Source organism: Litoribaculum gwangyangense (assembly GCF_039543505.1).
Classification (GTDB): Bacteria; Bacteroidota; Bacteroidia; order Flavobacteriales; family Flavobacteriaceae; genus Litoribaculum; species Litoribaculum gwangyangense.
On the sequence record NZ_BAABJW010000001.1, the window covers coordinates 1,119,416 to 1,142,889 of the forward strand.

Annotated in this window: 22 protein-coding genes; 8 read left to right on the forward strand and 14 right to left on the reverse strand. The window is 34.2% G+C overall.

The window, feature by feature from the left end; genetic code table 11:
- Positions 1-12 precede the first annotated feature (12 nt).
- Entirely contained in the window at positions 13-2,436 is a 2,424-nt protein-coding gene (locus tag ABD963_RS05045) for a glycoside hydrolase family 88 protein (protein ID WP_345275849.1), read from the forward strand.
- A gap of 13 nt (positions 2,437-2,449) precedes the next feature.
- Here ABD963_RS05045 and ABD963_RS05050 read toward each other — a convergent pair whose 3' ends face one another.
- Together ABD963_RS05050 and ABD963_RS05055 are read right to left on the reverse strand one after the other, a co-directional pair.
- A complete protein-coding gene (locus ABD963_RS05050; RefSeq protein ID WP_345275850.1) occupies positions 2,450-3,217 on the reverse strand; it encodes an ABC transporter ATP-binding protein in 768 nt (255 codons plus the stop codon).
- Positions 3,217-3,954, reverse strand: a complete 738-nt coding sequence (locus ABD963_RS05055) for an MlaE family ABC transporter permease (RefSeq protein WP_345275851.1) — start codon at positions 3,952-3,954, stop codon at positions 3,217-3,219. Before ABD963_RS05055 ends, ABD963_RS05050 begins: the two co-directional genes overlap by 1 nt.
- 108 nt (positions 3,955-4,062) lie before the next feature.
- On the opposite strand from ABD963_RS05055, the gene pafA reads away from it, so the two are divergent.
- Together pafA and ABD963_RS05065 are read left to right on the forward strand one after the other, a co-directional pair.
- On the forward strand, positions 4,063-5,718 hold the full coding sequence (gene pafA / locus ABD963_RS05060) for an alkaline phosphatase PafA (RefSeq protein WP_345275852.1): 1,656 nt from the start codon (positions 4,063-4,065) through the stop codon (positions 5,716-5,718).
- Positions 5,718-6,527 carry a DNA/RNA non-specific endonuclease gene (locus ABD963_RS05065; RefSeq protein ID WP_345275853.1) on the forward strand — a complete coding sequence of 270 codons (810 nt, stop codon included), beginning with the start codon at positions 5,718-5,720 and terminating at the stop codon, positions 6,525-6,527. The genes pafA and ABD963_RS05065 overlap by 1 nt, the downstream gene beginning before the upstream one ends.
- A gap of 110 nt (positions 6,528-6,637) precedes the next feature.
- Here ABD963_RS05065 and ABD963_RS05070 read toward each other — a convergent pair whose 3' ends face one another.
- The 4 genes from ABD963_RS05070 to gcvP form a co-directional block, all read right to left on the reverse strand.
- Entirely contained in the window at positions 6,638-7,486 is an 849-nt protein-coding gene (locus tag ABD963_RS05070) for a glycosyltransferase family 2 protein (protein ID WP_345275854.1), read from the reverse strand.
- A gap of 24 nt (positions 7,487-7,510) precedes the next feature.
- Positions 7,511-8,032, reverse strand: coding sequence for a class I SAM-dependent methyltransferase (locus tag ABD963_RS05075; protein ID WP_345275855.1), 522 nt, complete (start codon positions 8,030-8,032; stop codon positions 7,511-7,513).
- Between the two features lie 2 nt (positions 8,033-8,034).
- Complete coding sequence (locus ABD963_RS05080) at positions 8,035-9,093, reverse strand: 3-oxoacyl-ACP synthase III family protein (RefSeq protein ID WP_345275856.1); 1,059 nt, start codon at positions 9,091-9,093, stop codon at positions 8,035-8,037.
- A gap of 102 nt (positions 9,094-9,195) precedes the next feature.
- Positions 9,196-12,045 carry an aminomethyl-transferring glycine dehydrogenase gene (gene gcvP, locus ABD963_RS05085; protein ID WP_345275857.1) on the reverse strand — a complete coding sequence of 950 codons (2,850 nt, stop codon included), beginning with the start codon at positions 12,043-12,045 and terminating at the stop codon, positions 9,196-9,198.
- A 486-nt stretch (positions 12,046-12,531) separates the two neighbouring features.
- On the opposite strand from gcvP, the gene ABD963_RS05090 reads away from it, so the two are divergent.
- Complete coding sequence (locus ABD963_RS05090; protein WP_345275858.1) at positions 12,532-12,999, forward strand: UbiA prenyltransferase family protein; 468 nt, start codon at positions 12,532-12,534, stop codon at positions 12,997-12,999.
- Here the strand turns inward: ABD963_RS05090 and ABD963_RS05095 are convergent.
- From ABD963_RS05095 to ABD963_RS05115, 5 genes are all read right to left on the reverse strand, one after another.
- Positions 12,996-13,256, reverse strand: coding sequence for a hypothetical protein (locus tag ABD963_RS05095; protein ID WP_345275859.1), 261 nt, complete (start codon positions 13,254-13,256; stop codon positions 12,996-12,998). The two genes, ABD963_RS05090 and ABD963_RS05095, sit on opposite strands and share 4 nt — an antisense overlap.
- A gap of 2 nt (positions 13,257-13,258) precedes the next feature.
- Positions 13,259-13,813, reverse strand: coding sequence for a sigma-70 family RNA polymerase sigma factor (locus ABD963_RS05100; RefSeq protein ID WP_345275860.1), 555 nt, complete (start codon positions 13,811-13,813; stop codon positions 13,259-13,261).
- Between the two features lie 51 nt (positions 13,814-13,864).
- Positions 13,865-15,901: a M3 family metallopeptidase gene (locus ABD963_RS05105; RefSeq protein WP_345275861.1), complete on the reverse strand. Its 2,037-nt coding sequence runs from the start codon at positions 15,899-15,901 to the stop codon at positions 13,865-13,867.
- Between the two features lie 149 nt (positions 15,902-16,050).
- Positions 16,051-16,533 (reverse strand): 5-(carboxyamino)imidazole ribonucleotide mutase, encoded by a 483-nt coding sequence (purE, locus tag ABD963_RS05110; RefSeq protein ID WP_345275862.1) that lies wholly within the window; start codon positions 16,531-16,533, stop codon positions 16,051-16,053.
- A gap of 2 nt (positions 16,534-16,535) precedes the next feature.
- Entirely contained in the window at positions 16,536-17,693 is a 1,158-nt protein-coding gene (locus tag ABD963_RS05115) for a 5-(carboxyamino)imidazole ribonucleotide synthase (protein ID WP_345275863.1), read from the reverse strand.
- Between the two features lie 133 nt (positions 17,694-17,826).
- Between ABD963_RS05115 and ABD963_RS05120 the strand changes: the two genes are divergently transcribed.
- Together ABD963_RS05120 and obgE are read left to right on the forward strand one after the other, a co-directional pair.
- A complete protein-coding gene (locus tag ABD963_RS05120) occupies positions 17,827-18,936 on the forward strand; it encodes an adenylate kinase (RefSeq protein WP_345275864.1) in 1,110 nt (369 codons plus the stop codon).
- Between the two features lie 79 nt (positions 18,937-19,015).
- A complete protein-coding gene (gene obgE, locus ABD963_RS05125; RefSeq protein WP_345275865.1) occupies positions 19,016-20,014 on the forward strand; it encodes a GTPase ObgE in 999 nt (332 codons plus the stop codon).
- 2 nt (positions 20,015-20,016) lie between these two features.
- Here obgE and ABD963_RS05130 read toward each other — a convergent pair whose 3' ends face one another.
- Genes ABD963_RS05130 through ABD963_RS05140 form a run of 3 tightly spaced genes read right to left on the reverse strand, consistent with a single transcriptional unit; the run spans position 20,017 to position 22,020 of the window.
- Positions 20,017-21,114 (reverse strand): alpha/beta hydrolase family protein, encoded by a 1,098-nt coding sequence (locus tag ABD963_RS05130; protein ID WP_345275866.1) that lies wholly within the window; start codon positions 21,112-21,114, stop codon positions 20,017-20,019.
- A gap of 2 nt (positions 21,115-21,116) precedes the next feature.
- Complete coding sequence (locus ABD963_RS05135) at positions 21,117-21,761, reverse strand: SdpI family protein (protein ID WP_345275867.1); 645 nt, start codon at positions 21,759-21,761, stop codon at positions 21,117-21,119.
- A gap of 4 nt (positions 21,762-21,765) precedes the next feature.
- A complete protein-coding gene (locus tag ABD963_RS05140; protein WP_345275868.1) occupies positions 21,766-22,020 on the reverse strand; it encodes an autorepressor SdpR family transcription factor in 255 nt (84 codons plus the stop codon).
- A gap of 113 nt (positions 22,021-22,133) precedes the next feature.
- On the opposite strand from ABD963_RS05140, the gene ABD963_RS05145 reads away from it, so the two are divergent.
- Both ABD963_RS05145 and ABD963_RS05150 read left to right on the forward strand, forming a co-directional pair.
- Positions 22,134-22,655, forward strand: coding sequence for a DUF4136 domain-containing protein (locus tag ABD963_RS05145; protein WP_345275869.1), 522 nt, complete (start codon positions 22,134-22,136; stop codon positions 22,653-22,655).
- Between the two features lie 86 nt (positions 22,656-22,741).
- Entirely contained in the window at positions 22,742-23,467 is a 726-nt protein-coding gene (locus ABD963_RS05150) for an SDR family oxidoreductase (RefSeq protein WP_345275870.1), read from the forward strand.
- Positions 23,468-23,474 lie beyond the last annotated feature (7 nt).

Here is a 23,474-nt window from a genome sequence, read left to right on the forward strand (position 1 = left end):
ACTGATAATAATGTGGTTTTAAAAAATCTATCGTTCATTCTTCTAAATGTACTACTCTTTTTTAATGCTGAAAAGCAAGAGGCAATAGATAGTTTGCCTTTGCCTTCATCAGAACAAGTAATAAAGATTACTGAAAAGGTAGCTAATTGGCAAATGGAACATTTTGCGGAAATGGTATCATATCGAGCGTTGCCTTCAAAAGACAAACGTAAGTCTTGGAATAACAGAAATAAATATCATGAATTGGATTGGAACAGCGCAGCTTTATATGCTGGAATGTTTCAATTAAGCGAAGTATCACACTACCCAAAATATATCAACTGGCTGTTAGAAATTGGAGACAGAAACCAATGGAAACTACAAAAACGATTTTACAATGCCCATGACCATGCTGTTGGTCAACTATACTTAAGCTTAAAACAAAACGAAAGATTAAAGGATATAGTTAATTTAGATTATGTAAAAAAGCGATTTGACTCTATAATGAACAGTGAAAAAGCTGATGAACTTCATTGGAATCAGTGCGATGCGCTATTTATGGCACCTCCTGCTTGGGCCAGGTTATATAAAGTCACAAAAGATAGTTTGTATTTGCAATACATGCATAAACAGTATTTAAAAACTTACAATACACTTTGGGATGACGAGCAGAAATTGTTTTTTAGCGAAGCTTCTTATATAGATAAAACTGAAACTAATGGTAATAAATTGTTTTGGTCTAGAGATAATGGATGGGTATTTGCTGGTTTAGCTCTTTTGATTCCTGATATTCCAAAAAATTCGGAATATCAAAAGTTTTACGAAAATCTATTTAAAAAAATGGCCGGAAGCTTAAAAAAGGCACAACGCCCAGATGGATCTTGGTCTATTGGTATTTTGGGGGATATTGAATCTTACCCTAATATCGAAACCAGTAGTACTTCATTTTTTGCTTTTGGAATCGCTTGGGGGATCAATAATGGTTTGTTGGATAAGACTATTTATGAGCCAATACTTTTTAAAGCATGGGCAGCACTTGAAGTTGCGATTAATAAAGACGGTATGTTAGGTTATGTTCAAGGAATTGAAAGCGATCCTACGGTTATCTCTAAAGATTTTACTGAGCTTTATGGCATTGGTGCATTTTTGGCAGCAGGCTCTGAAATTTATAAATACTTAAATAAATTTTACCCAAAAGATAAAGAAACAACCTATACAACTTTTATGGAAGATGGAGGATGGTGCTGGTATCAAGACCCACGCGTAATTATAAATAACCAGAAATTAATTATTGGAGGGTTGAGTGGAGTAAGTGGTGATGTAAGATTGGGGGTTTATGATTTAAAAAATGGTAAAAAGGATAGTACGATTGTATTGCACAAAAACTTGACTCCAGATGACCATAATGCACCTGCACTTTATAAACGTACCGATGGGAGTATTTTGGCAATTTGGGCTAAACATGCAAAAGAGAAAATACACTATTATAATATATCTTCCAACTCCAATTATTTGCATTGGGGAGATAAACGTCAGTTTGAGCACCAATATGAAGCAAAAATGGGTGTAACCTACATGAATATTTATCAGAATAAAAACGAAGGTAAACTTTATAATTTTTTTAGGGATGGCTTGAATTTTAACCCATCATTTATTACTTCTACCGATGAAGGTTTAACTTGGGGAAATAGAACTCATTTTATCTCCAATGATGTTGAAGGTTTTCAGCGTCCTTACGCAAGGTATTTGCAGGTTAATGCTAATACTATTGGAGTCTCTTATACCGATGCGCATCCTAGGCGATTTGGAAATAATTTATATTATTTTGAGTTTTCTAACAATACATTTTTCAATGTCGATGGTTCCAAAATAAAAAGTTTAACTGATGGTCCATTGAAAAGTTCTCAAGCCGAGAAAATATTTGCTGGAAGTAATACAAAAAATAAACCCCTAGTTAATGAGAGTGTACCCAGTAGTGCTTGGACTTGTGCTATGGCTAAAGATAAAAATGATAATCCATATATAGGATATACGCTGTATTTGAATGATAGTGACCATAGGTTTAGGATAGCTTCTTGGGATGGTGAAAAATGGATTGATCGCGAAATTGCTTATGCAGGGAAATGCTTATATAAAGTAGAAAGTAGTTATACAGGATTGATGGCATTCGACCCTAATGATCCAACCCATGTATTCATATCTACTGATGTAAACCCTTCTACAGGTGAAGATTTAAAAGGGAATCACGAAATTTACAGTGCTAAAATTTGTGTTAATGATAATATTTCATCTATTAAATGGAAAGCACTAACAAAAAACTCTCCTTATAGAAATATTAGACCAATTGTAGTTGCCAACGAGGGCTACAAGGTTTTATTATGGCTGTATGGTCCTTGGTATAATTACTTTAACTATGATGTAAATGTAATCGGTGTGATTTTAGAAACCCCAGATTAATATATTAACAAAATCATTGATTTTCCTCAATATACATTCTGCGAACTTTTTTAAAGAGGTTTGAAGAGTAAACAAAGTCCGTTACGGCTTCATTATCAGTTTTGAAAATAGTATCTTTTGAGCCTTCCCACTCTTTAAAACCGTTTTTTAGGAATACAATTTTTTCACCAATTTCCATTACAGAGTTCATATCGTGAGAGTTTATGACTGTGGTTATTTGATATTCATCCGTTATTTCTTGGATAAGGTTATCAATTACTATAGCGGTTTTAGGGTCTAAACCGGAATTGGGTTCGTCGCAAAACAAATACATGGGGTTGTTTACTATAGCGCGGGCAATAGCAACCCTTTTTTGCATTCCCCCAGAAGCTTCACTGGGCATTTTTTTATGAGCGTCATCAAGGTTTACGCGTTTCAAAACAAAATCTACACGGTCTTCCATTTCACTTTTACTTTGTTTAGTAAACATTCGCAACGGGAACATCACATTCTCGGCAATCGTCATAGAATCAAACAGAGCACTGCCTTGAAATACCATACCTATTTTGGCACGAAGGTTTCGCTTTTCGTCTTCTGTTAATTTTGAAAATATTTTCCCATCATAAGAGATTGAGCCATCTTCGTAATCAAATAACCCCAATAAGCATTTCAAAAAAACCGTTTTTCCTGAGCCACTTTGCCCTATGATAAGATTTGTTTTTCCTTTATCAAAAGACGTAGTAATCCCCTTTAAAATATGAGCTTCCCCAAACGACTTATGTAAATTTTTAACTTCAATCATTAACTCAAAAGCATTTGGGTTAGTAAATAATTCAAAAGAATAATAACAACACTCGTCCAAACAAACGACGTGGTACTCGCTTTACCAACCTCTAATGCGCCACCTTTCATATAATACCCATGAAATGAGGGAATGGTAGCTAAAACAAAGGCAAAAACAATAGTTTTAATGAAAGCATAAGTTATATGAAAAGGTGTAAAATCAGTTTGAATACCTAATATATAATCATCAAGAGAGCTAAAACCACCATATACACAAGCTGCCATACCACCAAGAATTCCCAAAAACATAGCGATTGAAATTACAAAAGGATATAATAAAAGCGCAATAAATTTTGGGAATACCAAATAATTTAATGAATTAATTCCCATAACTTCTAAAGCATCAATTTGCTCTGTAACCCGCATGGTTCCTATGCTTGAGGTTATAAAAGAACCTACTTTACCTGCCATAATAATGGATATAAAAGTGGGAGCAAACTCTAAAACTATGGACTGTCGGGTTGCAAAACCTACCAAGTATTTTGGTATTAATGGATTACTAATGTTAAGAGCGGTTTGAATGGTAACAACACCACCAACGAAAAAAGCTATAAAAGCTACTATACCCAGTGAACCAATTATTAAATCGTCTATATCTTTTAAAACAAGCTGCTTCATAACACTCCATTTTGTTGGTTTACGAAACATTTCAGCAATCATTAAAAAATAAGCCCCTATGTTATGCAGGTATGTCATATACTAATTTGTAATTGCTAAAGTAAAAAAAAGTTACAGGTATTTAACCTTAATTTTAAATTATGATGTTTTAAAATGAGTATTTTTGAAGTTCATATTAATACTATAATGAAAAATATAATTCTTACCCTATTTATAATATTAAGTTGCTGTGACATTAAAGCTCAAAACGAAAATATTAAGCCAAAATTAGTTGTGGGTATAGTCATTGATCAGATGCGATATGATTATTTAACGCGCTTTTATAATAGATATGGGAATGGCGGTTTTAAGCGTATGATAAATGACGGATTTAATTGTAAAAACAATCATTTTAACTATATCCCCACAAAAACAGGTCCAGGACATGCTTCTATTTTTACTGGAACGACTCCAAAATATCATGGTATTCTTGGGAATGATTGGTATGATAAAGATTTAAGGCAAAATGTTAATTGTGTTCAAGACGATACGGTTTTAGCTGTTGGAACAGATACCAACCAAACCAAAGATGGAAAGATGTCACCGAATAGAATGTTGACAACTACATTTGCCGATGAAAATCGATTGTTTACTCAAATGAAAGGTAAAACCATTGGTATTTCTATTAAACATAGAGGAGCCATTTTACCTGCTGGTCATGCGGCTAATGCGGCATTTTGGTTGGATTATGAGCATAATGGAAATGGCAATTGGATAACGAGTTCTTATTATATGAAAGATTTGCCCCAATGGGTTAAAAACTTTAATAAATCCAATATTACCGAGTCTTATTTTAAGGTGTGGAATACGTTATATGATATCAATTCATACACTGAAAGTGGCAGTGATTTAAACGCTTTTGAACGGATTTTTAAAGGAAAAGAAAGTGCCACATTCCCATATGATTTACAAACCTTAAAAAAAGATAACGGTAATTTTAAAATCATAGCAGAAAGCCCCTTTGGAAATAGCTTAATTACAGATTTTGCAATACAAGCGATAGATGCAGAAGGTTTGGGAAAGGATGATGTCACCGATGTTTTAACGGTTAGCTATTCAAGTACAGACAAGGTAGGTCATGATTTTGGACCAAATTCTGTAGAAATACAAGATACTTATTTACGTTTAGATTTGGATTTGGAACGCTTGTTTAACGCTTTAGATGATAAAGTGGGTAAAGGAGAATATACCGTTTTTTTATCTTCAGATCACGGCACACCTCATGTTCCCAAGTATTTGTTGTCAAATAAAATTCCAGCAGGACTCTTTGATGAAAGTAAAATGTTTGATGAAATGAATGCTTTTTTAGAAAAGGAGGTTCAAGTTTCTAACTTAATTTTAAGTAGAATTAACAATCAAATTTATTTAGATCATGATAAAATTAACGCCAATGATTTAGATTTAAAAGATTTAAAACAAAGGATAGCGTTGCGATTATTAAAATATAAACTTATCGATAAGGTATATATAACCTCTGAAATCAATCAATTTGTAGGACCAGATGGTTTTTTGGAAACACTTTTAAATAACGGTCACAGCCAAAAGAGATCTGGTGATTTAATGTTTGTATATAATCCAGCTGTTTTTAAAGACACACAATGGAATAGAACGGGTACCGACCATCATTCAGGCTTTAACTATGATACCCATGTGCCCTTAATTTTTTATGGAAAAGGCATCAAGCATGGTGAAACGTTGCAAAAAACAGAAATCACCGATATAGCACCAACCATTTCTGCCCTTTTGGGAATTAGTTTTCCAAATGCTACGATTGGTAAACCTCTAGAATTTGTTTTAGATTAATGAGCAAACGAACGCTTTATTCAATCATAGCTATTTTAATTGTTCTTGGAGTTTACGCCTATGAATATTTTTTAGTTAAAGAAGAAAAAACAGAAATTGTTTTAGAGGGAAAAGAAACAAAATCCAACACAAACGAATACTTTTTGCCAACCAGTACCACAGGTCAAATTGTGCATCATGAAGGGTATTCTTTGTCTTACAGTGAAGCACACGAACAAGCCGAATGGGTGGCTTATGAATTAAAAAAGTCACATCTTTCAAATGCGAACTTTAAACGCCCATATTTTGAAATTGATAAGGCAGTTAAAACGGGCGCAGCACATTGGCGTAATTACAAAAATTCTGGTTACGACCGTGGGCACTTATGTCCTGCCGGCGACAGGAATTATAACCAATCAGCCCACGATGAAACGTTTTTGACGAGTAATATAAGTCCTCAAGAACATGAATTTAATTCTGGTATTTGGAATACTTTAGAACAAAAAGTGCGTTATTGGGCCAGTAAATATGATGGTGTTTTTGTAGTAACAGGAGGTGTTTTAGAAAACGGTTTAGAAACTATTGGAGATGAACATGTTTCCGTTCCAAATCAATTTTACAAAGTGTTGATTGATAATAATACAGGAAAAACTAAAATGATTGCTTTTTTAATGCCCCATGAAAATTCTAAAAAACCTTTGTATGAATTTGTAGTTTCGGTTGATTCTATTGAAAAATTGACGGGAATAGACTTTTTTCCAGAGTTAGAAGATACTATTGAAAATAAACTGGAAGCTTCTAGTAGTTATAAAGACTGGAGTTTCAAATAATTTTGTTAGTTGTTAGTCTTGTTGTCATTTCGAGTGAAACGAGAAATTGTATAACCAAACGGGTACAAAAATACTTAGCTTCGACATGACTAAACATGAAATTTCTTTAACTAAAAAAGTTTTCCTATCATGCCTTTCCAACGCAAATCCCTAATAAATTTCCCTTCTTCCTCAGAAACTAGAAAATCTATTTTTCTCTTTTTAGCCTTAAAATACCCAGAAATATAATCCTTAAATAAAGAAAAACTTTGTTTTTTGTATGCTAATTTTAATGCCGATATAAAAGTGATTACGAACCCATAACGCATTTTATACATGGCTTCACCCTGCAAATATTTAGACCCTTTATTGTAACTTATTCCAGTGGGTTTTAAATGTTTTACTTTTAGGGATTCGTCAGTTAAAATCTCCCAACCATAATATTTTGCCAAAAGTTCATCAACAGTGTCCCAACCCATAGACGGTTTGAGTTTTCCAATTTCTAAAAAACAGTCTTTTTTATAAGCCTTTAAGGCACCTCGAATGTGGTCTTTTCGAGTGAGGTTTTCCAAAATCCAATCACCATTTTTTTCAATATAACAAAAGCCAGAAACCATACCCAGATTTTCATGATTTTTGAAATGAAGTGCTAGTTTTTCTAAATAGTTTTCAGGGAAAATTAAATCGGCATCAAACTTACAAATCACATCATAATCATCATCCAAATTATCGAAGCTTTTGTAAAAGGCATTAATGATTTTTGATCCTGGTAAATGTTCATTTGAAGATTTAGAATTAACGAGTGAAATCCACGAATGTTTTACAGCATAAGCTTCGACAATTTCTTGGGTATTGTCCGTTGAATTATCATTTACAACTACCAATTGTTTAGGTAAAAGCGTTTGATTTATCAGTGAATCTATTGTAAGTGCTATAAAATCTTTTTCGTTATGAGCTGGTATAATAATGTAGAACTTCAAAATTGAAAGTTTAGTTTCCCAAAGTTAAACTCTTTCTGCGTAAACGATGTAATATCTGGGAGTAAACCATCGTAACATAGGTCGAATGCCTATTTTTTTGGTTGGGTTGGTCCATTTTTCACGGGCTATTATTTTCCAACCACTCTTTTCCAATAGCCAATCGAATTGCCAGTCTTCAAATTCGTGGTAATGCCTGTCTAACATATCTGTTTTGCTTCTGTATGCTGACGAGAACCATAATTTCAAAGGGACACTCGCTACCAATTTATCTGCTTTTATAGATTTCAAAACAGTAAATGGTGAAAGTAAATGTTCAAAAATCTCAAGAGCTGTAACAACATCAGCCTCGGAATTTTCAATATATGAAGTGTCTAAATCTAAATCTTCTCCTTTTGTGTTTTCAACCATAAACCCATGTTCTTGCATGATGGCAGTAAAAGGATTCACAACTCCTAAATCTAAAATAGTTTCAGAAGTTGAAACGTGTTTTTTTAAGAATTGTATGGTGTGTTTAAAGCGTTTGTTGGGAAACGTGTTTTCGTACATTGCTAGTATTTGTAAACAATAGCGTTAATATGCATGCCTGCCCCAACACTTGCAAATATAATAACATCACCTTTGTTTATGGTGTGATTTTCAAGTTTGTTGTTTTTTACCAAATCGAAAAGTGTAGGAACTGTGGCCACTGAACTATTTCCTAATTTATGAATACTCATGGGCATAATACCTTCGGGAATTTCAGTTTTGTACAGTCTGTAAAAGCGCTTTAAAATAGCCTCATCCATTTTTTCATTGGCTTGGTGGATGAATATTTTTTTAACATCCTTAATATTAACAACACTTTTATCTAAACAAGCTTTCATTGCGAGAGGAACATTGGTTAAGGCGAACTCATATATTTTACGACCATCCATTTTTATGTATCTGGTATCTCGACATAACTCTTGATTATTGGAATTTCCAAAGAATAAATAATAGGCTTCATCATAAGTAAAACTCGCTGTTTCATGAGCCAAAATACCACCTTCATCATTAGTAGTTTCAATAATGGTTGCCCCAGCACCATCGGAGTAGATCATGGAATCCCTGTCGTGCTTATCAACCACTCTGGAAAGAGTTTCAGAACCAATAACCAAACAACGTTTGGCCATGCCCGCTTTAATAAAAGCTTGTGCCTGGATAACCCCTTCAATCCATCCTGGGCAGCCAAAAAGAATATCATAAGCGACGCATTTTGGGTTTTTAATACGCAAACTATGTTTCACTCTTGAGGCCAAACATGGTAGCATATCACTTTGAATGGTCTTATGTTTTACGTCACCAAAATTATGGGCAACAATAATATAATCAATTGTTTCAGGATCTATTTTGGCATCGGCTATTGCTTTTTCAGCGGCAAAAAAACCTAAATCGGATGAGTTTAAATGAGGCTTTGCATAACGACGTTCAACAATACCAGTGATGGCTTCAAATTTTTCTACAATAACTTCATTTGGGTAGTTTATAGAAGATCCATCTGTATTTAAAAATTGATGTTGATAAAAATTCTCGTTAGTTTCAATAGTATCGGGTATGTAGCTTCCGGTACCAGTAATTTTTATATTCATAAAATTTAAAATTGCCTTAATTTAAAAGTTTGTAGCAATATAATAGCTTTTTAATTTTAGGCAATTAATTTTGGTTTTAATTTACGATGTTCAAAAAGGCGTTTAAACCTCTAAATAAGCCTCTACTGGAGTACAAGAACATATTAAATTTCTATCTCCATAGGCATCATCAACGCGTCTTACACTAGGCCAGAACTTGTTTTGTCTTACATAATCTAACGGGAAAGCAGCTTTCTCACGTGAGTAAGGTAAATACCATTCATTTGCAGTAATCATTTCTAAAGTGTGAGGTGCATTCTTCAAAACATTATTCTCATCGTCTTTTGAAACACCATCTATTTCTTTTTTAATAGCAATCATAGCGTCACAAAAACGATCCATTTCAGCTTTGCTTTCGCTTTCTGTAGGTTCAATCATCAAGGTTCCAGCTACCGGGAAGGATACAGTAGGTGCATGAAACCCATAATCCATCAAACGTTTAGCTATATCAACTACTTCAATGCCATAAGCTTTGAAGGGACGGCAATCCACAATCATTTCGTGTGCTGCGCGACCTTGCTCTCCTGAATACAAAGTATCAAAACTGCCTTCTAAACGTTTTTTAATGTAATTAGCATTCAAAATAGCAATTTTTGTAGCTTGTGTTAAGCCTTCAGCCCCTAACATTTTTATATATCCATAGGAAATTAAACATGCCAGTGCAGAACCATAAGGTGCTGCTGAAATTGCTGTAATGGCTTTTTCGCCTCCAGTTTTAACTAATGGATTACCTGGTAAAAATGGCACCAATTGTTTCGCTACACAAATCGGTCCAACACCTGGGCCACCGCCGCCGTGGGGAATGGCAAAGGTTTTGTGTAAGTTTAAGTGGCAAACATCTGCACCTATATTACCTGGATTAGTTAATCCAACTTGGGCATTCATATTGGCTCCATCCATGTATACTTGTCCGCCATTATCATGGATAATTTGGGTGATTTCTTTGATTGCCGATTCGTAAACTCCATGGGTAGAAGGATACGTTACCATGAGCGCTGACAAGTTCTCTTTATGTAATTCTGCTTTTTCACGCAAATCTTCCACATCAATATTACCTTCATCAGTAGATTTTGTTACTACGACTTTCATGCCTGCCATTACAGCACTCGCTGGATTTGTTCCATGGGCTGATGATGGAATTAAACAAATATTTCTATGATAATCACCACGAGATTCATGATATGCTTTAATAACCATTAAGCCAGCATATTCTCCCTGTGCACCAGAATTTGGTTGTAAAGAAGTAGCTGCAAAACCAGTAATTTCAGTTAATTGGTCTTCCAACTCTTTGAGAACCGTTAAGTAACCTTTGGCTTGTTTTAAAGGCGCAAACGGGTGAATGTTTCCCCATTTAAACCAACTTAATGGCAACATTTCAGAAGCCGCATTGAGTTTCATGGTACAAGACCCTAATGAAATCATGGAATGGTTTAATGCCAAATCTTTACGTTCCAAAGATTTTATGTATCGCATTAATTCGGTTTCAGAATGGTAAGTGTTGAAAACCGTATCTTTCAAAAATTCTGTCTCGCGTAGTAAAGTGTCTTCTATTTTATTGTAGGTTTCAATAGATGAAATAATAATGGTTTCTTTTTCAGCAGCCTCAGCAAAAACGGAAATCAAATAATTAATATCTCTAATGGCTGTTGTTTCATTTATGGAAATGGTGACGGTTTCCCCATCTGGATAAAATAAATTTACCTTTTTCTCTTTAGCAATCCTTTTGATTTTTTTTGAATCTGTTTTTATTTGAAGGGTATCAAAATAGGATGTATTGACTTGCTTGTAGCCTAATTTTTCTAAAGCTTTTGCAAGTGTTACAGCACTATTATGCACTTTATTGGCAATAAATTTCAAGCCTTCAACTCCATGATAAACCGCATACATACTAGCCATAACTGCTAAAAGCACTTGTGCCGTACAAATGTTTGAAGTGGCTTTATCACGCTTTATATGTTGCTCTCGTGTTTGTAATGCCATTCTTAAAGCGCGATTACCATCGGCATCTTTGGTTACTCCTATTATCCTACCAGGTAAATCACGTTTATAAGATTCTTTGGTTGCGAAATAGGCCGCATGCGGACCACCATATCCCATCGGGATTCCAAAGCGTTGGGTTGTTCCAACCACTACATCGGCTCCAAATGTTCCTGGGGCTTCAAGCTTAATTAAGCTTAAAATATCGGCAGCTACTGCCACTTTAATTTGGACATTACTGGCGTTAGCAATAAATGATTTAATATCTGTAATTTGTCCGTCTTTTCCAGGATACTGTAAAATGGCTCCAAAGAAATCCGAAGAAAAATTAAATTCGTCTTCTTTACCAACAACTAGTTCTATCCCAATCGGGTTTGCTCTGGTTTGAAGTAATGATAGGGTTTGTGGCAAGATATTTTCAGAAACAAAAAACTTACAAACATTATTTTTCTTTTGGTCGCGTTCACGCACTGCAAACAGCAAACTCATGGCTTCTGCAGCTGCGGTACTTTCATCAAGCAACGACGCATTGGCAATCTCCATCCCTGTTAAATCGATTACCATGGTTTGGAAATTCAAGAGGGCTTCTAAACGACCTTGAGCAATTTCAGCTTGGTAAGGTGTATATGCGGTATACCACCCTGGGTTTTCTAAAATATTTCGTTGAATAACCGCTGGCATTATGGTTGGGTGATACCCTAACCCAATATATGTTTTGTAAGCTTTATTTTTTTTGGACATGTCATGAATATGCAATAAATACTCATGTTCTGTCATGGGCTCCTCTAAATTTAAAGGCTTTTTTAAGCGAATATCATTAGGGATGGTTTCATTAATAAGTTGGTCTAAAGAATCAACGCCAATAGTTTGTAACATAGCTATTTGATCAGCTTCTCTAGGTCCAATATGCCGAAGTGCGAATGCGTTTGTGTCCATTAAAATTAAGTTGCGATTTTTGCTTGCAAAATTACGGAATAATTCAGGTTATTTTGATGATGATTATGAAAGTTTTTAACCAATTAAAGTCGTTATTAACACTTTCATTATTTTTGCTTTATGAAGCTATCGAGGCAACTTTTTAATTTTTATATAAATAGTAGTATTCACGTTGCATTATCAGTTGTTTCGCTTACTTGGTTGACCATGTTGGAATTCAATATTCTCTTCGATATATGGTTCATAATTTTTGTTTTCTTTTCCTCAATCACAGGGTATAATTTTGTTAAATATTTCGGTGTTGCTAAATTTCATCATAGAAGTTTAGCAAGTTGGCTCAAGTACATTCAAGTATTTTCTTTTTTCAGTTTTATATTGATGTGTTATTATGCTATTGATTTAAATAGCAAAACATTGATTTATATTTTGCTATTTGGGACGATTACTTTCTTATACGCCATACCTTTTTTTCCAAAAAGGTTTTATTTGGATAAACAACATAATTTAAGAAGTATTGGTGGACTTAAAATTTACATCATAGCATTGGTTTGGTGTGGAGTAACCGTATTTTTACCATTAATTGAGACAGATTATGCAATTGATTATGATGTTATTATAGTTGCAGTACAAAGATTTTTATATGTTGTGGTTTTAATGTTACCTTTTGAGATAAGGGATTTGCGATATGATAGTTTGAAATTAGCAACTATTCCACAAAAAATAGGAGTTAATCAAACTAAAATATTTGGGAGTTTACTTTTAATTATTTTTTTCTTTTTGGAATTTTTTAAAGATCAAACAGGTGTTGATGCCATCAGCATTTTATTTTTGTTAACCCTAATTACATTTTTGTTCCTTTTGTTTTCTAAAATGGAGAGAGGAAAAACTTATAGTGCTTTTTGGGTTGAAGCCCTACCCATTTTGTGGCTAATCCTAGCTTTAGTCATTAATTAAAGTACGTGGTCTTTTAAAGCGTTTTCAAAGTCTTTTTTCATGGTTTCTTTTACTTTTTTATCTAAACAGTCAATTTTGGATACTTTAATTTTACTGGTAAGTTTTGTGTTTTTTTTAGTATAATCTCTACAAGCTCTACAATAAATTAAATGGATGTTAAGCTTAATTTTTTCCCATAAAGTAGCTTCTTTATACTGTGTTTTGTCACAAGTATGATTTGCTTCATCACATGGAATTAAAAATTTAATCTTAGCCATAATTAAAACCAGTTTTCTTTTAAACAATCAGCCATAGCGACCCGAGCTCTGTGTATAATTACCCAAAGGTTAGACGCTGTAATATTTAATTCATTACAAATAGTGTCGGTTTCATAACCTAAAATAGTCTTCATTTTAAAAACTTCGGCTTGCTTTTCTGGCAATTTACTCAGACAATTATGAATTGCATCACCCAGTTCTTCATTCTGCATGGAGTCTTCAGCTGTTTTGTCAAAAGGGTCTGCAACACGCTCTTCCAACCAATCACCCTCACTTTCAGATTCGTCATTGTAAGTAATGCGAACTTCAGCTTTTCCTTTATTAGAATTTATTTTTCGATAATAATCAATAATTTTTCGTTTTAAAATTGAGATTAGCCAAGTGCGTTCACTGGCTTCTCCCTTAAAGTTCTTCATGGATTTTAAGCCCGCAAAAAAGGTATCTTGCACCAAATCCTGAGCCATTTCCCTATCGTTAATGCGAGAAATGGTGTAATTAAATAAGTAGTCGGAATACAGGTCGATCCACTTATTCGGATTTATTTGATGGTTGGGCATTTTGGTTGCAATTTTTCTTTTCCCAAAAATAGGATAAAAAAATGAATTTATTTACTTTATCAACCCTGCTCTTCTAAGTAGGGCCTCAGGTTCAGGTTCTTTTCCCCGAAAGCGTTTATATAAAGTCATGGGGTCGTCGGTTCCACCCTGTGATAAGACAAAATTTTTAAATTTATTAGCAACTTCTTTATTAAAAACACCTGCTTCTTTAAAATACTCAAAAGCGTCAGCATCTAATACTTCTGCCCATTTGTAACTGTAATAACCAGAAGAATAGCCTCCTTGAAAAATATGTGAAAAAGAGGTGCTCATACAATTTTCAGCCACATCAGGATACAATTTTGTGTTTTCAAATGCTATTAATTCATGCGCTTTTACGTTTGTTATGGTTGTTGGGTTTTGACCATGCCAACTCATATCCAGTAAACCAAAACTAATTTGCCTTAAGGTTTGCATGCCTTCATGAAAAGTTGCAGAATCCTTTATCTTTTTAACCAAATCCATTGGGATAACCTCACCAGTTTCATAGTGGGTTGCAAATAATTCTAAAGCTTCTTTTTCGTAACACCAGTTTTCTAAAACCTGGCTAGGTAATTCCACAAAGTCCCAATACACACTTGTTCCCGACAAACTTGGGTAGGTGGTATTTGCCAACATACCATGCAAAGCATGACCAAATTCATGGAAAAGGGTGGTGACTTCATTAAAAGTCAACAATGAAGGTTTTGTTTTTGTAGGTTTTGTAAAATTGCAAACAATGGAAATATGAGGCCTATTATTTTTACCTTCTTTTATGTATTGTGGTTTAAAGGACGTCATCCACGCACCGTTACGTTTTCCAGGTCTTGGAAAAAAATCGGCATAAAAAATAGAGATTAAATCGCCCTTATCATTAGTTACTTTATAGGTTAAAACATCTTGGTGGTATTTGTCTATGGTATTTATCTCCTCAAAATGTAATCCGAATAATCTTTGTGAAATGGTAAACACCCCATTGATAACATTTTCTAATTTAAAATAGGGTTTGAGTTTTTCATCATCCAAATCGAACAACTTTTGCTTTAGTTTTTCGGCATAGTAAGCACCATCCCATTTCTCTAATTGATCATTACCTTCCAGATCTTTGGCGAAATTTTGAAGATTAGCAAATTCACGTTCAGCTGCTGGTTTTGCTTTTTCCAGAAGTTCATTTAAAAAAGCTTCTACTTTTTCGGGCGTTTTTGCCATGCGTTCTTCCAAAACAAAATGCGCATGGGTTTTGTAGTCTAATAATTGCGCACGTTCAAAACGCAGTTTAGCAATTTGAAGGACATTATCTTGATTGTCTAGCGCATCTCCTTTAAATGATTTTGCACCAGCTGCCAGAGTTATTTTTTTTCGTAGTTCTCGATTATCGGCATAAGTTACGAAAGGAATGTAACTGGGGTAGTCTAAAGTAAACAGCCAACCATCTTTGTCTTTACTTTCAGCGAGTTGTTTAGCAGCTTCTATGGTGCCTTCTGGAAGTCCAGATAAGTCTGCTTCATCTGTAATAAGCATTTCAAACTTATTAGTTTCTGCTAGTACATTTTCGCCAAACTTTAATTTTAACTGACTTAGTTTTTTATCGATTTCACGCAACTTTAACTTTTTATCTACCGGAAGATTCGCGCCATTTCTAGAAAAGCTTTTGTATTTTTTGTCAAGCAATGTTTGCTGCTCGGTGGTTAATTCCAATGAATCTTTAGCATCATAGACTGCTTTAACACGTTCGAACAGCTCTTCATTTAAGGTAATATCGTTACTGAATTCTGAAAGCATTGGCGAAACTTCCTGGGCTATTTTTTGTATTTCTTCATTGGTTTCAGCAGAATTCAAATTAAAAAAGATGCTGGATATTCTATCTAATGGTTCACCTGAAAAATCTAATGCTTCAATCGTGTTTTTAAAAGTAGGTACTTCATCATTATTTACAATAGCATCAATTTCGGCTTTTGCGTCATTTATGGCTTGTTTGAATGCTGGTAAAAAATCCTCATTTTTTATTTTTGAGAATGGAGCTGTATTATAATTGGTTTCAAAAGGTTTAACTAATATATTTTTTGTCATTTTATGAGGAAATATGTTAAAAAAGCAGATTTACTATGTGTGCATAATAAATTTTTTATATGTTTGCCGACAACAATTTGCAGAGTGACTAACTCATGAGAATTATTTGTTAATAGCTGAAAAGCCCTGAATGAATTTCGGGGCTTTTTTCATTTTAAATCTTTAACCGATTCGTTTACTTTCATTTTAAGACCTTCTTTATAGGCTAATATTTTATCGAGTGTACATTTATCATGAGAACCAATAATTTGTGCTGCTAAAATACCTGCATTTTTTGCGCCATTAAGGGCTACTGTTGCTACAGGAACACCACCTGGCATTTGTAAAATAGAAAGTACGGAATCCCAACCATCAATGGAATTGGAGCTTTTAACAGGAACGCCTATAACGGGAAGGGGTGATAAAGAAGCAATCATACCTGGTAAATGCGCAGCGCCACCAGCGCCAGCAATTATTACAGAGAACCCTCTAGTATGCGCATTTTTACCATAATCGAACAATTTTTCTGGTGTACGATGTGCGGAAACAATATCAACTTCAACTTCAATGTCAAAACCTTTTAACATATCAACGGCGTCTTGCATAACTGGCAGGTCGCTTTTGCTTCCCATAATAACTCCAACTTTACTCATAATTATTTACTTATTACTTTTATTGTCTTTTTAACTTGCTCAGCGACTCTTCTGGCTTCATTTAAATCTTCATTCACTATGGTTACATGTCCCATTTTTCTAAAAGGGCGTGTTTGTTTTTTACCATAAATATGAGGCGTAACGCCGTCCATTTTCATAATGTTTTCAATATGCTCATAAAAAACATCACCAGTATAGCCCTCAGCCCCAACTAAATTTACCATAACACCACCAACTTTACTATCAGTTCTGCCTAATGGTAAATCTAGAATAGCTCTCAGGTGTTGCTCAAATTGCGAGGTATAGCTTGCTTCAATGGTTTGATGACCAGAGTTATGTGGTCTTGGAGCCACTTCATTTACTAGAATTTGGTCGTCTTCAGTTTGAAACATTTCAACGGCTAACAAACCCACATGATGAAAAGCTCTTGAGGTTTTTAAAGCCACATCTTCGGCTTTTTTTGCTAGGTCTTCAGAAATGCGAGCGGGACAAATGACATACTCTACTTGGTTAGCCTCAGGGTGAAACTCCATTTCAACTACTGGGTAACTTTTCGTTTCCCCAGATGCATTTCTGGCCACAATAACAGCAAGTTCATTTTTAAAAGGTACTAAGTTTTCGGCGATGCATTCACCTTTTGGTAAACCTTCCAAGTCTGAGAGTTTTCTAACTATCTTCACACCATTCCCATCATAACCAAATTGCGCTGCTTTCCAAACAAACGGAAAATTTAACCCACCATTACTAATGGTATCTTCAATTTCGGAAAGATATGCAAAACGCGAAAAAGGTGCTGTTGGAATGCTATTGTCAACATAAAACAATTTTTGTTTTGCTTTATTTTGAATAGTCCTTAAGGTCTTTGAAGCAGGATACACTTTTACCCCTTCTTTTTCAAGATCTTCTAAAGCATCCACATTTACATTTTCAATTTCAATGGTCAATACATCAACTTGTTTTCCGAAATTGAAAACAGCCTGATAATCCATCAAATCACCTAAATGAAATTCATCACAGGCAATTTTGCATGGGGCATCTTTAGTAGCATCTAGAACGCAGGTGTAAATATCAAATTTTCTGGTATTGTAAAGTAGCATTTTTCCTAATTGTCCGCCACCAAGAATACCTAATTTAAAATTTGAAGAAAAGTAATTTTTCATGTTTTACAGCTAATTGCTTGTTTTAGATAAGCAAAAATACACTTAAATCTTAAAATAGTTCCTAATTCATAAATCAAAAAATCGGTATTAGGCAATCTATTGATTATCTTTGCCACTTTAAAAATAAATACCCGTGATAAAGCTACACGATAAATATTTTAAACCGTTTATTTCTGGAAAGCAAATAGATGAGGCTTTACAGCGTTTGGCAGATGAAATAGCTGAGGATGTTGGTGACGAAATTCCTGTTTTTGTGGGCATTTTAAACGGTTCGTTTATGGTGGTGAGCGATTTTGTAAAAAAATATCCAAAACCTTGCGAAGTAACTTTTATAAAATTAGCTTCTTATGAAGGTGTAAAATCATCTGAAGATATTCAAAGGTTAATAGGGTTAACCCAAGATTTAACTGGGCGAACCGTGATAGTTTTGGAAGATATCATCGATACTGGAAACACTTTAAATGAGGTTTATCGCATTTTTAAAAATGAACAGGTAAAATCGCTTAAAATAGCAACTCTTTTTCATAAACCAGAAGCTTATAAAAAAGACTTTAAATTACATTATGTAGGAATTGAAATCCCCAATAAGTTTATTGTAGGCTATGGGTTAGATTATGATGGATTAGGAAGAAATTTACCAGAAGTATATCAAATAAAAGAAACACAATACATGACAAACTTAGTGCTATTTGGCCCTCCAGGAGCAGGAAAGGGAACGCAGGCAAATTTTTTAAAAGAAAAATATAATTTAGTACACATCTCCACAGGCGATGTTTTTAGATACAATATAAAAAATGAAACGGCTTTAGGGATGTTGGCCAAATCATACATGGACAAAGGGGAATTAGTTCCCGACCAAGTAACCATTGATATGTTAGAAGCGGAAGTTGAAAAAAATACCGATGCCAAAGGGTTTATTTTTGATGGTTTCCCGAGAACCCATGCCCAAGCTGATGCACTAGATAAGTTGATGGATAGCAAAGACTCTCAAATAAACGCCATGATTGCTTTAGAAGTAGATGATGAAATTTTAGTGGAGCGTTTACTAAGTAGAGGAAAAACAAGTGGACGACCTGATGATGCTGACGAATCCATTATCCGTAATAGGATTAAAGAATACTACGATAAAACTGCTATTTTAAAAGATTACTATTCGGCTCAGGATAAATATTTTGGGGTTGATGGCGTGGGTAGTATTGAAGATATTACTAAACGCCTTAGTGGTGTTATTGATAAACTATAGTCGAGACGTTTATTGGTATAGTTTTTTAAATATCTAGGCTGAGCCAAACAAATCCACAAATAACCAATAAGAAGGAAAAATGACTGAGGGCAACTTTGTAGACTACGTAAAAATGTATGTGAGCTCTGGAAATGGAGGTAAAGGATCTGCACATTTACATCGTGAAAAATATGTTGCCAAAGGAGGACCAGATGGTGGCGATGGCGGTCGTGGTGGGCATGTGATTGTTAGAGGAAACCAAAATCTTTGGACGCTTCTTCATTTAAAATTCAAAAAACACATCAAAGCGGGTCATGGTGAGCATGGTGGAAGTGCCAGAAGTTTTGGTGCGGATGGCGAGGATGCTTACATTGAAGTGCCACTTGGAACGGTTGTACGTGATACGGATACCAACGACATCCTTTTTGAAATCACCGAAGATGGTGAAGAAAAAATATTAGCAAAGGGCGGAAAGGGAGGTTTAGGCAACTGGCATTTTAAGTCATCAACAAATCAAACCCCGCGATACGCTCAACCGGGAATTCTCATGGAAGAGAAGTACGTGACCATGGAACTAAAGGTTCTTGCTGATGTTGGTTTAGTCGGTTTTCCAAATGCAGGGAAATCCACCTTGTTGTCTGTTATGACTTCAGCAAAACCAAAGATTGCTGATTATGAGTTTACGACTTTAAAGCCTAATCTGGGAATTGTAAAATATCATGATTTTCAAACGTTTGTCATGGCCGATATACCAGGAATCATTGAAGGGGCTGCCGAAGGTAAAGGTTTAGGACATTACTTCTTAAGACATATTGAGCGTAATTCGGTTTTATTGTTTTTAATTCCTGCGGATGCCAAAGATATCAAAAAACAATACGAAATATTGTTGGATGAATTACGACGTTACAATCCTGAGATGCTTGATAAAGAACGCATTATAGCCATATCAAAAAGTGATATGCTGGACGAAGAATTAAAAACAGAGTTGAAAGTACAATTGGATAAGGAACTTCCTATTCCATATTTATTTATTTCTTCTGTTGCGCAACAAGGTCTTACTCAATTAAAGGATATGTTGTGGAATATGTTAAATGGGTAATCTTAAAATCGTTCTAAAATCCAATCTTTAATAATTTTTAACGCAGTTGGTGAAAAAGTCTCTTCAATGGTACTGTATTCTTGAATACTCCCAGTTTCAGATGTTTGAAATAAATGGTTTAACCCTTCAAGTTCTTTAATGGTCACATCTTTATTTCCAGCTTTATCTAAACTTTCTTTTATTCCCTCTAAATTAATTTTTGGTAATACTTGAAAGTCTTTACTTCCGTTTAAAGCTAAAACTGGACAAGTTGTTTTTTCTAAATAAATTCTGGGATCTGTTCTAATAAAAGTTAATAACCAATCTGATTTTAGAATGCTTAATTGTTGTTCAATCATTGCAGGCGTAATAGCTGCGGAAATTATGGACATTGGATTTTTAACTTTAAAGTTGTTTAGCTCTTCAGTAATCTTCTCTTTTATGACCTCTTCATTCGCATTGTTTTTTATGATGTTGTAAATAATGGTTGTTAATTTTTCGTTTTCATCAATAATAGCAGTTGATGCTCCTGCTAACTCTGCTGCTCGTCGTGCTTGGGTTTCTAAAACTTTTGCGCCATCTACTCCGACGCCAGCTAATAAAACAATAAAGTCTACATCTTTGTTTTTCGATGCAACTATGGGTGCAATAAGTCCGCCCTCACTATGGCCTATCAATCCTATTTTTGAGATGTTAAGATCTTTTCTGGATTTTAAATAGTTAATTGCAGCTTCAACATCAGTGGCGAAATCAAATGATGTGGATGTTGAAAAATTCCCTTCAGATTCTGCAATACCTCTATCATCATATCTTAAAACTGCTATGCCATTATTGGTTAAATAATCTGCAAGAACCAAAAATGGTCTGTGATTAAATTGTTTGACTTCTTCATTTCTATTTTGAGGACCGGAACCTGAAATTAAAATAACAGCAGTAGGATTTTTTACATTTTTAGGTAAGGTTAATGTACCTGCCAGTTTGATGCTATCGGCTTTATAATTTTTAAAATAAATGTTTTCTGAGATATAATTGTAGGGTTCTTTGGGATCCTGTGGTCTTTTGCTTTGAGATACAATAGACAATGAAAGCAATGAAAAAATGATTATTGAAATAGATTTCATAATTATGACTTATTTAGTTTTTTATATTCTAAATAGGAGAATATAATTGGAATAGCGGTAATTATTATAGTAATAAAGATGAATAGTTTGCTGTTAATATCTTTACTTGCTATTAAACTGGATATGACGATAATTAATCCACCAATAAACCATAATTTACCGGATAGATGATGTGTGTTTTTCCAAACGGTTTCATTTTCCAAAGTCCATGGTGTTCTAATTCCTATAAAGTAATTAGCTTTAATCGTTTTCATATAATTACCCAAAAGCATGTATAATAGGCCAATAGCTAGAATAATTATTGATGGATTGGTGATGGATTGTTCTTTAACGCTGTATAGGATGAATAAGGCCAAACCAGACATAAATAAAACCATTAAAAATTTTAAGTTATAAAATTTATTCCCCATAGTTTGCAATTTCTTCTTGGGATCTATAAGAGGAACAACTGAAAAAATTATATAATTAAGCACTGGTATTAAGAAGATGATAAGAATTAGTGTGGATTTTTTACCCCATCCATCAATTTCACCTTTGAAATTCCAGTGTACGGGAACGGTGTCTGGTAAAGAATTCCATATGTAAGATAGGTAAATAAAAGGAATGAGTACAATAACAATTAACGGTAGTTCTTTTTTTAAACGCATGATGTTATTTTTTTAAAGTTAATATCCATTGAAGCACATCTTCTAATATGGTGGTATTAATCGAATAGGTTATAAATTGGCCATCTTTTTCGCTTGTTACCAAATCGGCTCTTTTTAGAATATCCAAATGATGTGAAATACTGGGTTTGGTTATATTAAAGGCATCGGCAATTTCTCCTGCAGTCATGTTTTTCTCCTTAAGTAATTCTAAAATCTGTCTTCGGGTCTCGTCATTTAAAGCTTTAAATAGGTAATTCACTTATTTAGGTATTTAGACAAATATCTAAATATTATTTTGTTTTTGCAAATGATTACAAAAAGGTTTTTGTTTATGTGGAATAATTTTTGATTAACTTTAATAAAAAATAAGATATGAGATTCTTAAAAATAGCTATTCTAACATTTTTAATTGTATCCTGCGCACCTATACGTGTTAACTACGATTATGATAAAACCACAAATTTCCAGCAATACAAAACCTATAATTATTACGCCGATATACAAACTGGTTTGAGTGAGTTGGATACCAAACGTTTTTTGGATGCACTTGACGCAACCATGGCAGCCAAAGGATTTAGTTTAGCAGAAAACCCCGATTTTTTTATCGATATTAAAAGCAATCAATACCAAACAGCGCAGCGCAATGCTGTTGGAGTGGGTCTTGGTGGAACCGGACGAAATGTTGGTGGAGGTATTTCCATTGGATTACCCATTGGTCAATCAAACATTAAACGAGAAATTATCATCGACTTTGTTGATGAAAACAAAAAGCAACTCTTTTGGCAAGCTGTTAGTGAGGCTAGTTTTAACCCAAAAGCATCACCAGAGAATCGAGAAGCCAAATTACAAGCTATTGTTGAAAAAGTTTTAACAGGTTTCCCACCAAAACAATAATATATTAAATTTTATAGTTTTCATAACATAATATATTCTATGATTATTTTTTCGTTTTGTAGTTTTACTTGAAAGAGATAAAACCTATGAATTCATTAAAAAACAAAACCGCATTAATTACAGGAGGCACCAAGGGCATTGGCTACGCCATTGCACTTTCTTTACTAAATGAAGGGATAAACGTAGTTATAACAAGTAGAAATCAATCTTCGGCTACAAAGGCCGCAAATGTTTTAAATGCCAATATAAAAACTAATGCAAGGGCTATTGGTATTGAGGCTGATGTTAAGAGCTTTATTAGTCAACAAAAAGCAGTTGAAGAGACTTTGAAACATTTTAAGCAATTGGATATAGTTATAGCCAATGCTGGTTTGGGACATTTTGCAAGTATAGAAGATTTAACTTTAGAGCAATGGCAAGAAACCATTGATACCAATTTAACGGGAGTTTTTTATTCCATAAAATCGAGCGTGGAAGCATTAAAGATAACCGAAGGCTATTTTATTACTATTTCAAGTTTAGCGGGAACAAACTTTTTCGCAAAAGGATCTGCTTACAATGCCAGTAAATTTGGTGTTACTGGTTTTACACAAGCCGTTATGTTAGATTTACGTCAGCATAATATTAAAGTAAGCACAATCATGCCGGGGTCTGTTGCTACGCATTTCAATGGAAAAACACCCAGTGAAAGCGATGCTTGGAAAATTCAAGGTGAGGATATTGGTGAATTGGTAGTAGATTTACTTAGAATGAACCCCAGAACCTTACCAAGTAAAATTGAAGTTAGACCAACAATGCCACCTAGTAAATAGTCTAACA

Excerpts from the sequence above, each read along its gene's own strand:
- ABD963_RS05135 (WP_345275867.1), bottom strand. The coding sequence starts at position 21,761 with ATGCGTTTAAAAAAAGAACTACCGTTAATTGTTATTGTACTCATTCCT.
- ABD963_RS05115 (WP_345275863.1), bottom strand. The coding sequence starts at position 17,693 with ATGAAAAATTACTTTTCTTCAAATTTTAAATTAGGTATTCTTGGTGGC.
- purE (WP_345275862.1), bottom strand. The coding sequence starts at position 16,533 with ATGAGTAAAGTTGGAGTTATTATGGGAAGCAAAAGCGACCTGCCAGTT.
- ABD963_RS05100 (WP_345275860.1), bottom strand. The coding sequence starts at position 13,813 with ATGCCCAACCATCAAATAAATCCGAATAAGTGGATCGACCTGTATTCC.
- ABD963_RS05080 (WP_345275856.1), bottom strand. The coding sequence starts at position 9,093 with ATGAATATAAAAATTACTGGTACCGGAAGCTACATACCCGATACTATT.
- ABD963_RS05075 (WP_345275855.1), bottom strand. The coding sequence starts at position 8,032 with ATGTACGAAAACACGTTTCCCAACAAACGCTTTAAACACACCATACAA.
- ABD963_RS05055 (WP_345275851.1), bottom strand. The coding sequence starts at position 3,954 with ATGACATACCTGCATAACATAGGGGCTTATTTTTTAATGATTGCTGAA.
- ABD963_RS05050 (WP_345275850.1), bottom strand. The coding sequence starts at position 3,217 with ATGATTGAAGTTAAAAATTTACATAAGTCGTTTGGGGAAGCTCATATT.
- ABD963_RS05145 (WP_345275869.1), top strand. The coding sequence starts at position 22,134 with ATGAGATTCTTAAAAATAGCTATTCTAACATTTTTAATTGTATCCTGC.
- ABD963_RS05105 (WP_345275861.1), bottom strand. The coding sequence starts at position 15,901 with ATGACAAAAAATATATTAGTTAAACCTTTTGAAACCAATTATAATACA.
- ABD963_RS05065 (WP_345275853.1), top strand. The coding sequence starts at position 5,718 with ATGAGCAAACGAACGCTTTATTCAATCATAGCTATTTTAATTGTTCTT.
- ABD963_RS05095 (WP_345275859.1), bottom strand. The coding sequence starts at position 13,256 with ATGGCTAAGATTAAATTTTTAATTCCATGTGATGAAGCAAATCATACT.
- ABD963_RS05150 (WP_345275870.1), top strand. The coding sequence starts at position 22,742 with ATGAATTCATTAAAAAACAAAACCGCATTAATTACAGGAGGCACCAAG.
- ABD963_RS05130 (WP_345275866.1), bottom strand. The coding sequence starts at position 21,114 with ATGAAATCTATTTCAATAATCATTTTTTCATTGCTTTCATTGTCTATT.
- gcvP (WP_345275857.1), bottom strand. The coding sequence starts at position 12,045 with ATGGACACAAACGCATTCGCACTTCGGCATATTGGACCTAGAGAAGCT.
- pafA (WP_345275852.1), top strand. The coding sequence starts at position 4,063 with ATGAAAAATATAATTCTTACCCTATTTATAATATTAAGTTGCTGTGAC.
- obgE (WP_345275865.1), top strand. The coding sequence starts at position 19,016 with ATGACTGAGGGCAACTTTGTAGACTACGTAAAAATGTATGTGAGCTCT.